Genomic DNA, 14,639 nt, shown 5'->3' on the forward strand with positions numbered 1-14,639 from the left:
AATGACTAGGACGCTTCCTTCAGCACGGGCGCTGAGGATTCGTCGGTCTTCATTTCTTCAAGGCTGCGGTTCCGTGGCTCAATGCCGAACGCCCACACCGTGATGATCTGCAGCACCAGCAATCCGATCATCAGCGCCATTACGCCCGCAACGCCGCGCGCCTCGAACAGGGTCACCACCAAGAACGGCGTCACGATGGTTGCGCCGCGCCCCAGCGTGTTGACGATCCCCGACGCCCGCAAGCGCACTTCGGTGGGGAACAGTTCGGGGATATAGATGCCGAACAGCAACGCAACCAGCACATAGATCGGGATCGTGAGCGCGAAACCGACCGCTGGCAGCAGAAGCGGATCGGAAATCATCGGATAGATGATGCCCAACACCACCGCGATCAGCGACGAACCGATGATGGTCGGCTTGCGGCCCCAACGGTCGGCCGTCAGCGCGCCGATGGCCGAGCCGACCGGAGCACCCAGCGCCATCAGTAGCGAGTAACTGAACGACGTGGCGACACTCAATCCCTGTTTGATGAAGAACACCGGCAGCCAGGTCACGAAGCCATACAGCAATGTGTTGATGGTGATCAGGCAGATCGAACCGACGATCATACGCGACAGCAGTGGGGGCGCGAATAGCGACGACAGCTGGCCGGACGCCTGCACGGTCGGGACCGTGGTCACCGGCGGCAGCGGCTTGCCCTGGGCAGCCTCGCTTTCGATCTTCTGCATCAGCGCCTCAGCCTCCTCGCGGCGGCCGACGGCCTCGAGCCAGCGCGGCGACTCGGGCAGGTTCTTGCGCATGTACCAGACCACCAGCGCACCGATGCCGCCGAGCACGAACATGGCGCGCCATCCGAACATCGGCACCACGAACGAGGCCACCAGTAACGCCACCGGCAGGCCACTAACGACGCAGACGGCCATCAGCCCCAGATACTTGCCGCGCGAACGCGCGGGAACGAACTCGGTCATCGTCGAGTAGCCGACCACGTTTTCAGCACCGAGCCCAAGACCCATCACGAAGCGGCACAGGATCAGGATGGTCATGTTTGGCGCGAATGCCGCCGCGAGCGATGCTACGCCGAATAGCAGCAGATTGAACTGATAGGAGAACCGACGGCCGTAGCGATCACCGAGAAAGCCGGTGCCGAACGAGCCGAGCATCATTCCGAAGAACGTCGCCGAAATGAACAGCGCATTCTCCGCGAGTGTTGAGAAGCCGCTCTTGAGCGTCACGCCCAGCACTGTTCCTGCGATATAGATGTCAAAGCCGTCGAAGAACATTCCAATCCCGATCAACGTCATGATGCGGTAGTGGAACGGTCCGATCGGCAGCCGGTCCAACCGGCCGCCCGCATTTACTGATGTCGGCATCGTCGTCTCTCCCTGTTTGTTTCCATATCGATTAGCGCCGTCCCTCTGTGGGGGATCTGTTGGCGATCGCTTTGCTCTAGTTCAGTCGCTTCTGCCCCGCCGTGTCGCGATACCAGTCGAACGGGCCATCGCCCGTCGCCACCATCACGCTCTTGGTGTTGAAGTGATCATCGAAGCTTTCGGTGCCGCATTCACGGCCGATGCCACTGTCGTCCACGCCGCCCCAGGGCGATGCAGGATCGAGGCGATGATGATCGTTGATCCAGACGATACCCGCCTTGACGCGGCCGGCCACGCGATGTGCGCGCGCGACGTCACGGGTGCGGATCGCCGCGGCCAAGCCGAACGGAGAATCGTTGGCCAGACGCAACGCATCGGCCTCGTCCTTGAACGGCGTGACAGAGGTGAACGGGCCGAACACCTCTTCCTGGAAGATGCGCATGTCCGACCGAACATCGGCGAACACCGTGGGCTCCACGAAGAACCCGTTTTCGTGACCGGCAACCTTTGCCGCAACGCCACCAGCAACCAGCCGGGCACCGTCTTCGTGACCGAAACGCGCATAGGACAGCACGCGGTCACGCTGGCGCGCCGAGATCACCGGGCCGAGCTGCGTGTTGGGATCGAACGGATCGCCGATACGGATAGACTTCGTCTTGGCCTGTAGCTTCGCGACGAACTCGTCGTAGATCGAGGCCTGCACGATATGCCTGGAAGCGCAGACGCAAGTCTGGCCGGCACCGATGAAGGCACCGAAGGCAGCGTAGTTCACTGCCTGATCGACATCGAAATCGTCGAACACTATGACGGGCGTCTTGCCGCCAAGCTCCATCGTCTGATGCGCGAATACTTTCGCTGCCGAAGCACCGGCGATGCGCCCGGCTTCGGTACCGCCGGTCAACACCAGCTTGTTGATGTCAGGATGTTCGGACAACATCTTGCCGGTACTTGGGCCGTAGCCCAGCACGATATTAAACACACCCGGCGGCAGGCCGGCTTCGGTAAAGATCTGCGCGAGCTTCAACGTGGTCAGGGGCGTATATTCCGACGGCTTGACGACGGTGACGCAACCGGTGGCCAGAACGGCAGCCAGCGACTTGCACAGGATCATCAGCGGATGATTGAACGGCGTACAGTTCGCCACGATCCCGATCGGCGTGCGCAGTGTGTAGTTGAGATACGCGCCTTCGACCGGGATGACGGAATCGCGCCGCGCCAGAGCGACGCCGGCGAAATAGCGGAAGAAATCAGGGAGACGCGCAAGCTGCGCACGGGTCTCGTTGACCGGACGGCCGTTGTTCAACGTCTCCAGTCGGTACAGCGTGTCGAGATTAGCCTCGAAGGCATCGGCGAGCTTATTGATCAGGCGCGCCCGGGCACGTGTATCCATGCCACCCCAGGCGCGCCCTTCGAACGCCACACGCGCGCTCTTCATGGCATGATCGATATCGGCTGCGGTCGAATTGGGAATTCGCGCGATGACGTCGCCCGTGGCCGGGTTGCGCACATCGATCATCTCGCCGTTGCCGGCCTCGACTTCGCGGCCGTCTACGAAGTTGCCGTGAATCTCGACATCGATGGAGCCTGTTTTTGTTGGAATGTTCATAGATCTCTCCCTTCGACGATGATCGCGTTACGCGCCAAGGCAGGCAGCACGCGCTTTTCTGTTTTCTCGATGTGAGCCTTGATGATGCGCGCCGCGCCGCGCTGGTCGCGGCGCTGCATGGCGTCGATCAGGCTGACGTGCTCGCCCACGAGCTGCATGTGATCGCGGCCCTTGACGTTGGCGATGCTGATACGCACCAGCCGGTCGGCCTGTTCGATCAGATCGCGCGCGGCCGACGCCATGCGCCGGTTGCCGGACGCCTGTGCCAGCGCGATATGGAAGGCGCGGTTATAATCGATGAAATCTTCCGCCGAGCCGTCGAACGACCTGTATTGGTCCAATCCGCGCAGGATGTTGTCCGAGGCGTGCTCGATCGCTTCCGACACACAGGCCGGCTCGACCGCATAGCGAAACCGCAACAGGTCCCGGGCGTCCGAGATCGAGATCGGATTGACCCGATAACCCTGGCGCGGCTGCACCGTCACGAGATGCTCGCGCTCCAACCGCAGCAAAGCCTCACGTACGGGCTGGCGGCTGACCGCATAGCGCTCCGCAAGCTCCTGCTCCCGCATATCATCGCCTGGCAGAAAGCGACACATCAGGATATCAGACCTGAGGCTATTGTAGACATTATCTCGAAGAAGCACGGATATTTCCTCTGATTCTCCGACAAAGATGCATCTCGTGAAATATCACGTCAAGTCAGATTTGCGCGATCGAGGCCTTGCTTTTAGGCTCCGGTCCGGGACACAACAAGACAGGCGGATGCGACAGCCGATCAGGCTGCGGGCTACAAGCTTTTGACGGGAGAGGCAGAAATGGCAGATCGGCGCTTGGCAAACGGAACCGTCAATGCAGCGCAATTCGGCGAAGGACCGGCCATCGTGCTGCTTCACTCGCTGCTGTCTGACCGGGCAAGCTTCGACAGCATCGTGCCGTCGCTGGCCAAGACCCACCGTGTCATCGTTCCCGAATTGCCGGGTTTTGGGGGATCAGACGCCGTAAGCGGCGGACTGGCAGCCGTAGCGGACCGCGTGGCGGAGGCCGTCAGGGACTGCGGCGACGGCGCGGACACGATCGTGCTCGGTAACGGCTATGGCGGTTTCGTTGCCTTGCAGATGGCGATCCGCCATCCCGGCATTGCAGGCCGTCTGGTTCTCGCCGATTGCGGCGCAGCGTTTTCCGAATCCGGCCGCGAGGCGTTCCGCAACATGGCGACAGCAGCATCGACCAAGGGATTGCCGGCGGTTACCGATGTCGCGATGCGACGCTTGTTCGCCGCTGAATTTCAGGAACAGAACCCGGAGCTGATGCGCGATCGCCGCGAGGCCTTTTTACGCACGAATCCCGGCGTGTTTCAGAGTGCCTGCGAGTCCCTGGCGACGCTGGACCTCCGGCCTGAGATCGGGACCGTCAAAGTGCCGGTGCTGGTACTGGTCGGCGAGCACGATGAAGCGACGCCACCACCGATGTCCAGAGAGCTTGCTGCCGGACTACCTGATGCACGGCTGATCCTGCTTCCGGGCTGCGCGCATGTCCCGCAATTGCAGAAGCCGGACGTCTTTCTCGATGCGATCTCGGATTTCGTGTCGGCTGCGATGGCGCGCTAACCGCGCCACGCAACCGAGCGCGTCGATCAACCCGCCAGATCGAGTTTCGACGCCACCGTCGCATCGGCATTGAGCCGATAGATCACCGGCACGCCGGTCGCGAGCTCCCGCGCCAGAATGCCTTCCGGCGTCAGCTTCTCCAGCACCATGATCAGGGCACGCAGCGAATTGCCGTGCGCGGCGACCAACGTGCGTTCGCCGCGCAGCACGCAAGGCAGGATTTCCTGCACGAAATACGGCAGCGTACGCGCCAGCGTATCCTTCAGGCTTTCGCCGCCGGGCGGCGGCACGTCATAGGAACGGCGCCAGACATGGACCTGCTCCTCGCCCCATTTGGCGCGGGCGTCGTCCTTATTGAGGCCGGAGAGATCACCGTAATCGCGCTCGTTCAGCGCCAGGTTCCTGGTGATCGGCAGACCAGTCTGGCCCATCTCATCCAGTGCGAGATCGAGCGTGTGCTGCGCGCGGGTCAGCGCCGAGGTGAACGCGACATCGAAGGTCAAGCCCTGCGCCTTCAGCTTGCGGCCGGCTTCCTTGGCCTCTGCGACGCCCTTCTCGGTGAGATCAGGATCTTTCCAGCCGGTGAAAAGGTTCTTCAGATTCCATTCGCTCTGTCCATGACGGACGAGGACGAGAAGACGTTCGTTCATCGAGAATTCCGTTTCGTTCTTCTTACATTTCACCAAGGCCGAGCACGTCAGCCATCGAGTACAAACCGGGCTTTTTTCCATGCGCCCACATCGCCGCCTTCAGCGCACCATGGGCGAAGATCATGCGATCCTCGGCCTTGTGCGACAGCTCGATGCGTTCATGGGGACCGGCGAAGATCACCGTATGATCGCCAGCGACAGTACCGCCGCGCAACGAGGCAAAGCCGATATCGCCGGTTTTGCGCGCGCCGGTGAGCCCGTCGCGGCCACGCGCCGAATGTTGCTCGAGCGGAATCTTGCGACCCTCGGCCGCAGCCTGACCCAGCATGAAAGCCGTGCCCGAGGGCGCGTCGATCTTGGCCTTGTGATGCATCTCCAGCACTTCGATGTCGAAGCCGTCATCGAGCGACTGCGCAACGCGCTTCACCAGCGCGGCGAGCAGATTGACGCCGAGGCTCATATTACCCGACTGCACGACGATGGCCTGACCGGTCACGCTCTTGATCACCGCGTTGTCCGACGACGACAGGCCGGTGGTGCCGATCACGTGAACGAGGCCGCGCTGGGCTGCGATCGCAACATTGGCGATGGTCGCCGCAGGCACGGTGAAATCAAGGATACCATCGGCATCCTTCGACAGCGTCCAGAGGTCGGCCGAGAGTTTGACGCCGTTCTCGGGCAGGCCGGCGAGCACGCCGGCATCCTGTCCGAGCAGCTCCGAGCCGGGCGCCTCGAGCGCACCGGAAACGACAGCGCCGGGGGTTTCGGAGATGGTGCGGATCAGCGCGCGGCCCATTCGGCCGCCGGCGCCAGCAACGATCAGTCTCATATCGGACATTGAACGATCCTCAGTATCTCAAGGCGGTATAGCGGCGCGTTGCCACGGCGGCAACACGCCCACGGTACCTAAAGTCCTTAGATACCAATCAGATCAAACACATGCTTAAGGCCCTGCCGCTCAAGGCTGCGGACCGTCATACCCCTCGATGATCACGAGATCGCTCTCGCCGTGCGGGCTGCGCATCGCTACCAACCGCTGGTATTCCGGCGAATTGTAACAGGCTAGCGCGGTCGCGTAGTCCTTGAATTCGAGCACAACATTGCGCGAGCGCGACGTGCCTTCCTTGGCCTCGAACTGACCACCGCGCACCAGGAATTTGGCCCCGAATTTATTGAAGACCGGGCCGTTCTCGGCCACGTATTGCTTGTAGCCGTCCATATTGTGCACGTCGACACGTGCAATCCAGTAAGCCTTGGCCATCTGTCTCTCTCCCTGTCCCGTTGTTACTTGTTCGCCAGTGCCTGCGTAATTTCGGCGACGATCGCCTCGGCCGCAGCCTTCGGATCAGCAGCTTCCATTACCGGACGGCCGACCACCAGATAGTCCGAACCTTCGGCAATCGCGCGTGCCGGGGTCATGATCCGCTTCTGATCGCCCACGTCACTGCCCGCAGGGCGCACACCGGGCGTGACCAGACACATCTCAGGCTTGATATGCTTGCGCAGGTTCGCCGCCTCTTCCGGCGAGCAGACGAGGCCATCGATACCGAGCGCCTGCGCCTGCTGCGCGCGCGCGGCGACGAGATCGCTGACACCGAGTTGATAGCCCGCGGCCTTCAGATCCTCATTGTCGTACGAGGTCAGTACTGTCACCGCGAGGATCTTCAGGCCGGAGCCCTTGCTGGCATTGGCCGCGGCCTGCATGGTCTGCGGATACCCATGCACGGTGAGAAAGGTCGCGCCGAGCTTCGCCACGCTTTCCACACCGCGCGCGACGGTGTTGCCGATGTCGTGCATCTTCAGATCGGCGAACACCTTCTTTCCGGTATCGGCGAGCTTGCGCACCAGCGGCAGACCACCAGCATAGCCGAGCTGATAGCCGATCTTGTAGAAAGTCACGCTGTCGCCGAGCCGCGCGATCATCGCTTCGGCAGCGTCAACATCCGGCAAATCGAGCGCGACGATCAGGCGGTCGCGGGGATCAATGGTCTGCAACGTCATCTCGTCTCACTTCATCTGCTGCGCGACATCGATAAGCTGGCGCACCATCGCCGTCATCGCATCCTTGTCGGCGGCGTGTTTCAGCCGGTCCATATCGTCATAGGCCTCACCGGCGAACGCCAGCGTGAGCTGGTTCGGGATCACCATCGCGCGACACGCCGACAGCACCAGCCGCAAAGCCTGCAAACAGCGCGCACCGCCAAGCCGCCCATTCGAAGCCGCCGCAATCGCAAACGGCCGCTCGCGAAACACCTGGCCCTTGCTCTCATGCGTGTCTTCCACGCGCGAGATCCAGTCGATCGTATTCTTCACCAGCGGCGGCAGCGACGCGTTGTATTCAGGCGTCACGATCAGCACACCATGATGCGCCGATATCATACGCTTCAGATCGAGCGCATGTTTCGGTACGCCGGAATTGCTCTCGAGGTCGCCGTCATAGATCGGCAGCGGAAAGTCACCGAGCGAAATCCTGGTGGCATCGACATCGGCGCGAACCAGCGCGTCAATGGCGACAGCCGCGAGTTTCGCATTCAGCGACCCTGTGCGCAGCGAGCCTGGAATAACGAGGATCTTGATCGCAGCCATGATTCCGATCGTCGGGGCGAAGCCACCGCGCGATCGCGGCCGGCACTAGCGTTTGCGATACACCCAGACGCGCGCCGGCGGAAGGTTCATCCAGATCCGCTCGGAGGCCTCTGTGGACACGCCGGGCAGCGATTTGGGGATCGGCGGCGCCACCGAATAGGTGAACTGCACGAAGGGCGCGTTCGGCGACATCGCCGCGAAGGCATCGCGGATCAGCTTGAGGCGCGTCAGCATCGGCTTGGTGACCAGCGGCAGGCCGGAGACGACGGCGGAGGCGGGCTCTTTCAGCACATCCCACAGGGTATCGCGCAATGTGTAGGCGTCGCCCTGAACGATCGTCGCCTGTGGGTAACGCTCACGCAGCAGTGCGCAAAAGGTGGGATTGAATTCGACGAGCACCAGACGCTTCTGGTCCACCCCATGCGCGACGAGCGCAGAGGTGATCGCGCCGGTGCCGGGTCCAAGTTCGATGACCGGACCGGTCGCGTCATTGTCGACATATTGCGCCATCGTGCGGGCAAGAGCTTTGCCCGACGGCATCACGGCACCCATATGCAGCGGCTTATCGATCCATGAACGGAGGAAGCGAACCTCGTCGTCGAGACGGAGCGGCTTCTTCAACGTACGCGCGGACGAGTGCAGAGGCATGTCGCTTCCAGGCAGACCGCGGAACGTGCGGAACGTCAGAATTTCGTCATAAAGAGGTATAGGCAACAATAGAAACGGTCAAGCTTCCAACGTCAGGAGCCGGTCCGCGTTCCGAAGAAGTCCTTGACCTTAGTGAAGAAACCCGCGGCTTCAGGTTGCGTTGCACCCGAAGATAGTTTCTCGAATTCGGCCAGCAGCTCCTGCTGCTTTTTCGTCAGGTTCTGCGGCGTTTCCACGACGACCTGGACATACATGTCGCCGGTCTGGCGCGAGCGCAGCACCGGCATGCCCTTCGACGAAACGCGGAAGCGGCGCCCGGACTGGGTGCCCGAGGGAACCTTGACCTTGTTGCGCCCGCCTTCGATGGTCGGCACTTCGAATTCGCCGCCCAGCGCCGCAGTCACCATCGAGATCGGCACGCGGCAATGTAGGTCCGCGCCATCGCGCTGGAAGAAGTCGTGCGAGGCCAGCGACAGGAAAATATAGAGATCGCCCGACGGACCACCGCGCGCGCCGGCTTCGCCTTCATTGGCAAGACGAATGCGGGTGCCGTCCTCGACGCCCGCCGGAATGTTGACCGAGAGCGTGCGCTCGCGCTCGACGCGGCCGGCGCCGGAGCAGCTCGGGCACGGATCCTCGATCATCTGACCGCGGCCCTGACAGCTCGGGCAGGTTCTTTCCAGCGTGAAGAAGCCCTGGGCCTGACGGACGCGGCCGGCACCGCCGCAGGTCGAACAGGCCTTCGGCTTGGTTCCTGCCTTGGCGCCGGTGCCGGAGCAGGCTTCGCAGGTCACCGCGACCGGAATCTCGATCTGTGCGGTCTTGCCGGAATAAGCCTCCTCCAGCGTGATTTCCATGTTGTAGCGAAGATCTGCCCCGCGCTCGCGGCCGCCGCTGCGGCCACCGCCGCGCTGTCCGGCCATGCCGAACAGGTCTTCGAAAATGTCGGAGAAGGAGGAGGCGAAGCCGGATCCGAAGCCCGGACCACCACCGCCACCATTGCCCTGTTCGAAGGCCGCATGGCCATAACGGTCATAGGCCGCGCGCTTGTCGCCGTCCTTCAGAACGTCGTAGGCCTCGGCAATTTCCTTGAACTTCACTTCAGCGGCGGCATCGCCTGGATTCTTGTCCGGATGCCATTTCATCGCAAGCTTGCGAAACGACGTCTTCAGGGTCGCATCATTCGCGCCGCGCTCGACTTCCAACGTCTCGTAATAACATTGCTTGGTGGACATCAGTCAGATCCGCCCGAAATTGGTCCTCATCCCGAGGAGCATCCCAGAAGAACGCATCGATGAAGATGCTACTCCCGCACTAACAAAACTTGCCTAACAAGGCCCGCCTGACAAAAAACAACCCTCATCCATCGAGACGCGCACCGCGCTACTCAGGATGAGGGTCATTGTTCCGCTCGCCTATCAGGCCGACTTTTTCGGCTTGTCGTCGTCGACTTCCGTGAATTCGGCGTCGACCACGTCATCCTTCTCGGCATCGCGCTTGGCGTCAGCCTCGGCCTGCTGGGTGTACATCGCTTCGCCGAGCTTCATCGAAGCCTGCGCCAGCGTGTTGGTCTTGGCCTTGATCGCCTCGGCATCATCACCCTTCAGAGCTTCCTTCAGGTCGCTCATGGCATCCTCGATAGCGCGGCGCTCGGTCTCACCGACCTTGTCGCCATGCTCGCCGAGAGCCTTCTCGGTCGAATGCACGAGGGCATCGCCGTGGTTCTTGGCATCGACAGCCTCACGACGCTTCTTGTCCTCGGCAGCGTTGGCTTCGGCGTCCTTGACCATCTTCTGGATGTCGGACTCGGACAGACCGCCGGATGCCTGGATCCGGATCTGCTGTTCCTTGTTGGTCGCCTTGTCCTTCGCCGACACGTTGACGATGCCGTTGGCGTCGATGTCGAAGGTCACCTCGACCTGCGGCATGCCGCGCGGAGCCGGCGGAATGCCCATCAGGTCGAACTGGCCGAGCGGCTTGTTGTCGGCTGCCATTTCGCGCTCACCCTGGAAGACCCGGATGGTGACGGCGTTCTGGTTGTCCTCGGCCGTCGAAAACACCTGGCTCTTCTTGGTCGGGATCGTCGTGTTGCGCTCGATGATGCGGGTGAACACGCCACCCAGCGTCTCGATGCCCAGCGACAGCGGGGTCACGTCGAGCAGCAGCACGTCCTTGACGTCGCCCTGCAGCACGCCGGCCTGAATGGCGGCGCCGATGGCCACGACTTCGTCCGGGTTGACGCCCTTGTGGGGCTCCTTGCCGAAGAACTGCTTCACGACTTCCTGGATCTTCGGCATGCGGATCATGCCGCCGACCAGAACCACTTCGCCGATTTCACCGGCGGTGAGGCCCGCATCCTTGAGCGCCTTGCGGCAAGGCTCGATGGTCTTCTGCACGAGATCGTCGACCAGCGCTTCGAACTTGGCACGGGTCAGCTTCAACGTCAGATGCTTCGGACCGGAGGCATCCGCCGTGATGAACGGCAGGTTGATTTCGGTCTGGGTCGTCGACGACAGTTCGATCTTCGCTTTTTCAGCAGCTTCCTTCAGGCGCTGCAGAGCCAGCTTGTCGTTGCGCAGGTCGATGCCCTGCTCTTTCTTGAACTCGTCGGCGAGGTAGCCGACCAGACGCATGTCGAAGTCTTCACCGCCGAGGAACGTGTCGCCGTTGGTGGACTTCACTTCGAACACGCCGTCGCCGATCTCAAGGATCGAGACGTCGAAGGTGCCGCCGCCGAGGTCGTACACCGCGATGGTGCCGGACTTCGACTTGTCGAGGCCGTAAGCGAGCGCAGCCGCAGTCGGCTCGTTGATGATGCGCAGCACTTCGAGGCCGGCGATCTTGCCGGCATCCTTGGTGGCCTGACGCTGGGCATCGTTGAAGTAGGCGGGCACGGTGATGACGGCCTGCTCGACCTTCTGGCCGAGATGAGCCTCCGCGGTCTCCTTCATCTTCTGCAGCGTGAAGGCGGAGATCTGCGAGGGCGAATAGGTTTTACCGTCGACTTCGACCCAGGCGTCGCCATTGCCACCCTTGGCAATCTTGTAGGGGACAAGTTTCTTGTCCTTCTCGACGGTCGGATCGTCATAGCGGCGGCCGATCAGGCGCTTCACCGCGAAAATGGTGCGCTCGGGATTGGTAACTGCCTGGCGCTTGGCCGGCTGGCCGACGAGGCGCTCGCCATCATCGGTAAAAGCCACGATGGACGGCGTGGTCCGCATGCCTTCTGCGTTCTCGATGACCTTCGGCGTTTTGCCATCCATGACGGCGACGCAGGAATTCGTCGTACCGAGGTCGATACCGATGACCTTTCCCATGCTCTCATATCCTTTTTCTGCGGCAGGTTGGCTGGGCCCTGACGGCACCCCGCTCCCAACCCCCAAACATCAACTATTCGCGATATTGCGACGGTAGGCCTCATATAGGAGGGGGGGTGGTGGCCGCAAGGCATCTGGCACACTCCAGACCCATGAAAACACGACCGGTGCGCGAAATTAATATTTGGTGAAACAGACCCTTGGCGGTTGTTTCGCCAATACGCGACGGATGGGCGCGGACCGCGCCGGGAACGGATTTATGGCTTGATCTGTTGGCGGAACAGGGCAACCGTGAAAGCCCTTTCCGACCGGGCGCGCGGCGACCAAGGCCGGAGCCCCGCACCATCGAACAGCCTCAATGCAAACCCAGTAGATTTTTCATGAAACATGCTGCGCCCCTGTTCGCCTTGACCATGCTGACGGCCATTTCGGTCGCCCACCGCCCCGCTTTGGCGGCTGATCCCGTCTTCCCGCCGGGTGTCCGTGTGGGTCTGGCCCCGCTGGTTGGCCTCGCCCCGGCAAAGACCTTTGTCGGCTTCGAGACCTCCGATCAGGGCGTCAAGGTGCTTGTAACCGAACTGCCGGCCGCCGCCTTCAACGAGGTTGAGACCGCGTTCAAGGCCAATCCGGCGGGCATGGTCGCGAAGCCGGAAAGCATAGAGACCACAGCCGGAAAGGCCTTCTACACGATCGAGAATGCCAAGGACGCGACCGGCAATGTCAGGCGCTATTCGATGATCGTCGGCGGCGGGACCTTCTCCGGCTATGTCGCCGTGCAGGTCCCGGAAAACGCCCAGAAAATCTACACCGACGACGCGGTGCGCCAGATGCTCTCATCCGCCGTGGTCCGCAAGGAAGTCCCGCTGGCCGAGCAGCTCGGCCTGATGCCGTTCAAGGTCGCCGAAATGAGCGACTTCAAAACTGTCCGTACGCTGGCGCCCGGCGCCGCTTTGTTGCTTGCCGACTCGAGCGACGAGAACAGCATAGAAACGAGCCCTTTCATGGTGATCGGCAGCCTGGCCTCGGCGCCGGAAAAGGCCGAAGATCGCGGCCGCTTTGCTCAGCAGGCAGCAGGCACGATTCCCGGCCTGCGCGAAGGCCGCATCACCATGTCGGAGCCGCAACGGATCGACGGCATGGCAGGCTGGGAGACCCGTATCGACGCCGTCAGCGGCAAGAACAACACGCCGGTCAGCGTTGTGCAGTGGCTGCGCTTCGGCGGCGGCAAGGTCACCATGCGCATTATCGCAAGCGCCCCACGTGACGATTGGGCCAAGGCGTTTCCGCGCTTCCGCGCCGTGCGCGACGGTATCGAGCCGCGCTAAAGAACGCACGGCCGTCCTCACGGCCCGCTTTACGATCTCCCCGTGACCTGATTTGCTGGGCCAATTCGGTACGGGGAATTTCGCGATGCTCAACAGACGTCAGGTTCTCGGGGGGCTTGGAGCCGTAGCCATGACCAGCCTAGCTCCCAAAACATTATCCGCCGCCGGCAAGGTCAGTCTCGATCGCACATCCGTTCTGCTGGTGATCGACGTGCAGAACTGCTTCCTGCCGGGCGGCAGCTTGGCCGTGAAGGACGGCGACAAGGTCGTCCCGATCATCAACGGCATCGCGAAGAAATTCGCCGATGTGGTGATGACACAGGACTGGCACACGCCGGGCCATATCTCCTTCGCATCCAGCCACAGCGGCAAGAAGCCGTTTGAGACCCTTGAGGTGAAATACGGCAAACAGGTGCTGTGGCCGGATCACTGCGTGCAGGGCACTGAAGGGGCTGCGCTGTCGAAGGATCTCGCGATCCCGCATACCGAGCTGATCCTGCGCAAGGGCTTCAACAAGGACGTCGACAGCTATTCGGCGTTTACCGAGGCTGACGGAAAGACCACCACCGGTCTTGCCGCCTATCTGAAAGCCCGCAAATTGCAGCGTGTATTTATCGCCGGCCTCGCCACCGACTTCTGTGTCGCGTGGTCGGCGCTCGATGCGCGAAAAGCAGGTTTCGATGTCTATGTGATCGAAGATGCCTGCCGCGGCATCGACACGCAGGGCTCGCTGGCCAAGGCCTGGGCCGACATGAACAAAGCCGGCGTGAAACGGATTCAGTCAGGCGATCTGGCGGCTTAACTCTCGCTGTCATCGCCCGGCTTGACCGGGCGATCCAGCTCTTACTACGCAGCTTTACTCCGACGCTACAGGCGCCGCCTTGGCCCCACCCTTCGACACGCCGACCAGCGCCGGGCGCAGTACGCGTTCGCCGATGGTGTAACCGGCCTGCACGACCTGAACGACGGTGCCCGCGGGCACCGAGGCATCGGGCACTTCGTACATCGCCTGCTGGAAGTTCGGATCGAACTTCTCGCCCGACGGATCGAACTTCTTCACGCCGTTCTTTTCCAGCGTGTTGAGCAGCGAACGCTCGGTGAGCTCGACACCTTCGAGGAGCGCCTTCAGGCCTGGATCGGCGGCGGCCTTGGTGTCGGCAGGCACGGCATCGAGGGCGCGCTGCAGGCTGTCGGCGATATCGAGCACTTCACGCGCGAAATTGGCGATCGCATAGGTGCGGCCGTCGGCGACTTCCTTCTGGGTCCGCTTGCGCAGATTTTCCATCTCCGCCAGCGTGCGCAGCATCTTGTCGCGCGATTCCGCTGCTTCCTTGGTCAGGGCCTCGACCGAATTCGGTTCCGGATCGTCCGGCATGATGTAGGGCTTGGAGACCACCGGATCGGCGGCCGCTGCCGTCTTGTCCTGATTGTCGTTCTGCCCATTGGAATCAGTCATCACGCTGCCTTCTCAAAAACACGCCAAAATGGTGGGATTGCTGAGCGGGATATCGGGGTTTGAGCGCC

At 62.1% G+C, this 14,639-nt stretch carries 15 protein-coding genes; 3 read left to right on the forward strand and 12 right to left on the reverse strand.

Translation table 11 applies throughout. The features are described from left to right. Window positions 1–5: 5 nt before the first annotated feature. From AB8A23_RS05000 to AB8A23_RS05010, 3 genes are all read right to left on the reverse strand, one after another. A complete protein-coding gene (locus tag AB8A23_RS05000) occupies window positions 6–1,373 on the reverse strand; it encodes an MFS transporter (protein ID WP_089263047.1) in 1,368 nt (455 codons plus the stop codon). A gap of 76 nt (window positions 1,374–1,449) precedes the next feature. Beyond that, entirely contained in the window at window positions 1,450–2,979 is a 1,530-nt protein-coding gene (locus AB8A23_RS05005; RefSeq protein WP_439060268.1) for an aldehyde dehydrogenase, read from the reverse strand. Further along, window positions 2,976–3,626: a GntR family transcriptional regulator gene (locus AB8A23_RS05010; RefSeq protein WP_115032048.1), complete on the reverse strand. Its 651-nt coding sequence runs from the start codon at window positions 3,624–3,626 to the stop codon at window positions 2,976–2,978. Before AB8A23_RS05010 ends, AB8A23_RS05005 begins: the two co-directional genes overlap by 4 nt. Window positions 3,627–3,797: 171 nt before the next feature. Here AB8A23_RS05010 and AB8A23_RS05015 point away from each other — a divergent pair, with 171 nt between their 5' ends. Then, window positions 3,798–4,589, forward strand: coding sequence for an alpha/beta fold hydrolase (locus AB8A23_RS05015; RefSeq protein ID WP_439060267.1), 792 nt, complete (start codon window positions 3,798–3,800; stop codon window positions 4,587–4,589). Window positions 4,590–4,615: 26 nt separating this feature from the next. On the opposite strand, the gene AB8A23_RS05020 is transcribed toward AB8A23_RS05015, so the two are convergent. The 8 genes from AB8A23_RS05020 to dnaK form a co-directional block, all read right to left on the reverse strand. Beyond that, window positions 4,616–5,239, reverse strand: coding sequence for a 2,3-bisphosphoglycerate-dependent phosphoglycerate mutase (locus AB8A23_RS05020; protein WP_439060266.1), 624 nt, complete (start codon window positions 5,237–5,239; stop codon window positions 4,616–4,618). A gap of 22 nt (window positions 5,240–5,261) precedes the next feature. Beyond that, entirely contained in the window at window positions 5,262–6,077 is an 816-nt protein-coding gene (dapB, locus tag AB8A23_RS05025; protein WP_089263057.1) for a 4-hydroxy-tetrahydrodipicolinate reductase, read from the reverse strand. 120 nt (window positions 6,078–6,197) lie between these two features. Further along, a complete protein-coding gene (locus tag AB8A23_RS05030) occupies window positions 6,198–6,500 on the reverse strand; it encodes a DUF1330 domain-containing protein (RefSeq protein WP_068730266.1) in 303 nt (100 codons plus the stop codon). Between the two features lie 23 nt (window positions 6,501–6,523). Continuing rightward, on the reverse strand, window positions 6,524–7,240 hold the full coding sequence (pyrF, locus tag AB8A23_RS05035; RefSeq protein ID WP_089263059.1) for an orotidine-5'-phosphate decarboxylase: 717 nt from the start codon (window positions 7,238–7,240) through the stop codon (window positions 6,524–6,526). A gap of 6 nt (window positions 7,241–7,246) precedes the next feature. Next, on the reverse strand, window positions 7,247–7,825 hold the full coding sequence (locus AB8A23_RS05040; protein ID WP_093757831.1) for an NADPH-dependent FMN reductase: 579 nt from the start codon (window positions 7,823–7,825) through the stop codon (window positions 7,247–7,249). Window positions 7,826–7,870: 45 nt separating this feature from the next. Beyond that, window positions 7,871–8,473 carry a class I SAM-dependent methyltransferase gene (locus AB8A23_RS05045; RefSeq protein ID WP_093757830.1) on the reverse strand — a complete coding sequence of 201 codons (603 nt, stop codon included), beginning with the start codon at window positions 8,471–8,473 and terminating at the stop codon, window positions 7,871–7,873. Between the two features lie 92 nt (window positions 8,474–8,565). Beyond that, on the reverse strand, window positions 8,566–9,708 hold the full coding sequence (gene dnaJ / locus AB8A23_RS05050; RefSeq protein ID WP_092140889.1) for a molecular chaperone DnaJ: 1,143 nt from the start codon (window positions 9,706–9,708) through the stop codon (window positions 8,566–8,568). Window positions 9,709–9,891: 183 nt separating this feature from the next. Then, on the reverse strand, window positions 9,892–11,790 hold the full coding sequence (gene dnaK / locus AB8A23_RS05055) for a molecular chaperone DnaK (RefSeq protein WP_068730261.1): 1,899 nt from the start codon (window positions 11,788–11,790) through the stop codon (window positions 9,892–9,894). A 380-nt stretch (window positions 11,791–12,170) separates the two neighbouring features. On the opposite strand from dnaK, the gene AB8A23_RS05060 reads away from it, so the two are divergent. Further along, on the forward strand, window positions 12,171–13,115 hold the full coding sequence (locus AB8A23_RS05060; RefSeq protein ID WP_439060265.1) for a hypothetical protein: 945 nt from the start codon (window positions 12,171–12,173) through the stop codon (window positions 13,113–13,115). Between the two features lie 85 nt (window positions 13,116–13,200). After that, window positions 13,201–13,917, forward strand: a complete 717-nt coding sequence (pncA, locus tag AB8A23_RS05065; protein WP_175369367.1) for a bifunctional nicotinamidase/pyrazinamidase — start codon at window positions 13,201–13,203, stop codon at window positions 13,915–13,917. A 54-nt stretch (window positions 13,918–13,971) separates the two neighbouring features. Here pncA and grpE read toward each other — a convergent pair whose 3' ends face one another. After that, complete coding sequence (gene grpE, locus AB8A23_RS05070) at window positions 13,972–14,571, reverse strand: nucleotide exchange factor GrpE (protein WP_175369366.1); 600 nt, start codon at window positions 14,569–14,571, stop codon at window positions 13,972–13,974. Window positions 14,572–14,639: the final 68 nt, after the last annotated feature.

Source organism: Tardiphaga sp. 619_E2_N8_4 (assembly GCF_051810905.1).
Taxonomy (GTDB): Bacteria; Pseudomonadota; Alphaproteobacteria; order Rhizobiales; family Xanthobacteraceae; genus Tardiphaga; species Tardiphaga robiniae.

Excerpts from the sequence above, each read along its gene's own strand:
- AB8A23_RS05020 (WP_439060266.1), bottom strand. The coding sequence starts at position 5,239 with ATGAACGAACGTCTTCTCGTCCTCGTCCGTCATGGACAGAGCGAATGG.
- AB8A23_RS05060 (WP_439060265.1), top strand. The coding sequence starts at position 12,171 with ATGAAACATGCTGCGCCCCTGTTCGCCTTGACCATGCTGACGGCCATT.
- AB8A23_RS05045 (WP_093757830.1), bottom strand. The coding sequence starts at position 8,473 with ATGCCTCTGCACTCGTCCGCGCGTACGTTGAAGAAGCCGCTCCGTCTC.
- dnaJ (WP_092140889.1), bottom strand. The coding sequence starts at position 9,708 with ATGTCCACCAAGCAATGTTATTACGAGACGTTGGAAGTCGAGCGCGGC.
- grpE (WP_175369366.1), bottom strand. The coding sequence starts at position 14,571 with ATGACTGATTCCAATGGGCAGAACGACAATCAGGACAAGACGGCAGCG.
- AB8A23_RS05005 (WP_439060268.1), bottom strand. The coding sequence starts at position 2,979 with ATGAACATTCCAACAAAAACAGGCTCCATCGATGTCGAGATTCACGGC.
- AB8A23_RS05015 (WP_439060267.1), top strand. The coding sequence starts at position 3,798 with ATGGCAGATCGGCGCTTGGCAAACGGAACCGTCAATGCAGCGCAATTC.
- dapB (WP_089263057.1), bottom strand. The coding sequence starts at position 6,077 with ATGTCCGATATGAGACTGATCGTTGCTGGCGCCGGCGGCCGAATGGGC.
- AB8A23_RS05040 (WP_093757831.1), bottom strand. The coding sequence starts at position 7,825 with ATGGCTGCGATCAAGATCCTCGTTATTCCAGGCTCGCTGCGCACAGGG.
- AB8A23_RS05000 (WP_089263047.1), bottom strand. The coding sequence starts at position 1,373 with ATGCCGACATCAGTAAATGCGGGCGGCCGGTTGGACCGGCTGCCGATC.
- pyrF (WP_089263059.1), bottom strand. The coding sequence starts at position 7,240 with ATGACGTTGCAGACCATTGATCCCCGCGACCGCCTGATCGTCGCGCTC.
- pncA (WP_175369367.1), top strand. The coding sequence starts at position 13,201 with ATGCTCAACAGACGTCAGGTTCTCGGGGGGCTTGGAGCCGTAGCCATG.
- AB8A23_RS05030 (WP_068730266.1), bottom strand. The coding sequence starts at position 6,500 with ATGGCCAAGGCTTACTGGATTGCACGTGTCGACGTGCACAATATGGAC.
- dnaK (WP_068730261.1), bottom strand. The coding sequence starts at position 11,790 with ATGGGAAAGGTCATCGGTATCGACCTCGGTACGACGAATTCCTGCGTC.